This window comes from Sporomusa sp. (assembly GCF_057736855.1).
Window position 1 is genome coordinate 1 of the sequence record NZ_JBYKYF010000402.1, and the last position, 2262, is coordinate 2262.

General features: G+C 43.0%; 3 protein-coding genes and 1 pseudogene. 1 reads left to right on the forward strand and 3 read right to left on the reverse strand.

What is annotated here, in order from left to right; all coding sequences use genetic code 11:
• The first annotated feature begins 203 nt into the window (after positions 1-203).
• Entirely contained in the window at positions 204-359 is a 156-nt protein-coding gene (locus tag AC29Z1_RS16825) for a hypothetical protein (protein WP_488272605.1), read from the forward strand.
• Between the two features lie 103 nt (positions 360-462).
• Here the strand turns inward: AC29Z1_RS16825 and AC29Z1_RS16830 are convergent.
• From AC29Z1_RS16830 to AC29Z1_RS16840, 3 genes and pseudogenes are all read right to left on the reverse strand, one after another.
• Positions 463-1032 (reverse strand): annotated as a pseudogene (locus AC29Z1_RS16830) (transposase); the annotation flags it as partial.
• 77 nt (positions 1033-1109) lie between these two features.
• The gene (locus AC29Z1_RS16835; RefSeq protein WP_488272606.1) at positions 1110-1727 is read right to left on the reverse strand and encodes a transposase family protein; all 618 of its coding nucleotides are present in this window, start codon (positions 1725-1727) and stop codon (positions 1110-1112) included.
• Positions 1709-2101 carry a hypothetical protein gene (locus AC29Z1_RS16840; RefSeq protein WP_488272607.1) on the reverse strand — a complete coding sequence of 131 codons (393 nt, stop codon included), beginning with the start codon at positions 2099-2101 and terminating at the stop codon, positions 1709-1711. The genes AC29Z1_RS16835 and AC29Z1_RS16840 overlap by 19 nt, the downstream gene beginning before the upstream one ends.
• Positions 2102-2262 lie beyond the last annotated feature (161 nt).

Consider the following 2262-nt stretch of genomic DNA (forward strand, 5'->3'; position numbering starts at 1 on the left):
ATAATGTTATAACCCATGGTGGTTATGATTATTGGGATTTGCCTTTTAACTGGACATTGTCTTGGAATCGTAAGCTGTAAAATGGGTTTATTAATGTATAGCGGAACGTAATGGAGTTCTGCTTTAAAGTCAGAATCTAGGACTATTTTTAGACACCTTGCACCAATGGGCGTGTCGCAAAACGTTTATTTAAAAAACGTCTTGTGACACGCTTTTCTTTAGTAAAAATAAGAAAAATGGCGGTTGAAAAAGGGAAAAACCAAATACGAAACCTGTTTATGGGCATAGCAAAACAGAGGAAGCCTCTTCCCCTAAAAAAGATTATTTATGAGTTGTCAGGACGCTTTGAAAATATGTAAATAAGTTCCACAGCGTCCGCTTTGGACTTTGTTGTGGAGTTTATTTATCCCATACAAAGTAGCAAAAATTCGGTCTGCACTTTAACGCTACTCCCATCAAAAATCGCCGGAAACCCATATCCTCTTTAAGTACTCCGAATGCTCCTTCCACCTGAATGGAGCGGTTCATACGTAACAGAATGCCTTCCTCGCTTTGTATGCGCGCCTGCATTTCTTGGCGCTGTCTGAGAAAGGGTTTGGATACATGCAGATTCTTGCTCCGTTCTTCCAGCGATTTTTTGCTTGCTCGCTTAATGCATTGAACCTTATGTTGGCAGCCAGCGCACTCGGTGCAGGTGTATACCGTTGTTACGATTGCATAACCCGCTTTAGATCGAGTCTTTTTCTCATAGGTTGCCTTGATAGGATGTCCCTTGCAACAAAGGTAGCTATCGCTTTCGGCATCGTAGGGCATATTCTCCTGTTTACCAATGTCGCTTTTATATTTGCGGGTTTTGCCTGCGTCGTAATTCGCTGGTTTGATAAATGCTGTTAGCCCATTCTCCTCGCACCAGGTGTAATTCTCTTCACTTCCAAATCCTGCGTCTGCTACTGGTTTTGTATACCCTAGTTCTTTTAGTTTTTCTAACATCGGGATGAGTGTTTGACTGTCGCTTCGTTCCTGAGAAATCATGGCGCTTACGTGTCAATAACTTGAGAAAATGTCACCCCTAAAGAGGGTTAATTATCGTGTGAAAATGTCACCTATATTTACGCGTATTTGCATAGAAAAATGGTTTCGAGCATTGCCAGAATGTCCTTGTCAGTATCTTCAAAGGTGACTTTTTTAATCAGAGTATGTCCGTATTTGTAGTAGTGACTATCCGGCGGTATCCAAGGCTCCTTGCTTGTACCGGATTGCTTTGACTTAGAAGCTTTGGCTGGCTTGATATAAGGGAGGATCTCGAAAACAGTATTACGGTACTGGGCTTTGAGGCCGAGGCGAGGACTGATTAAGACGGTGACCGTGGCTTTCGGCGGAGGTAGAAGCGCCTTGTTAGCGGTGGTCAAAACAAAGTGTCTGTTATAAAACGAAAAAACAGAGCCAGCGTCCACGACACGCTTCATCTTTACGCACAAAACTGTATCAACGTCGATGTTAGATAAAACGCGAAACGCCGGATCGCTATTAATAGGTTCTACAGAGAAGTGTTGATTAAAGTCGTCGATATAGGACGCTAGAAAGGCGTTGGCCTGATCAACAGTAGAAATCTGGGCGATGGCGAATTCGACAGGCAAGCGGCTTTGTAGAGTCTCCCAAAGTCGTTCCACGCGCCCCTTGGCTTGAGGGGAACGGGCGGCAATGAGGGTTACACCGAGTTCGGACATAGCACGTCCAAACTGGGTATCGTTAACAAATTTGCCGGCCAGTTGATCTTCGATAGAGAGTTTACCAGCATTTTGGGAAAGAAAGATTGCATGGCGATCCGCATAAATACTGACGGGAATTCCTGGCGGAGAAGCATCTGACGAGTTACTTCCCAGTAGCCATGTAGACATTCATTCTTCTCTAGGGCGTGAGCAGGCTTACGGTTTGTATTCTTGTGAATAAGAGAGGCAGCACCTTCGGCAATAACTCCTTTCTTTAATCGGATGAATTGGCGTTCACTGATTCCTAGGTTTATCGCGGGTTCCGCGTTAGTTAAATGACCAGCAATGACCTTAGATATAACGACAAACCTATTCAGTTGTTTTTGAGACATTAACGCACCTCGTTGTTCATAGTGACATTTTATCGCGATAATCTACAAGGTGACATTATCACAAGTTAAACACATTGAAACTGATTTTACTTGACATTATTTGCTGAAAAGTGATAATATGAACACATATAGATTTAGTGAAAAGTGAATACTATTGCGTT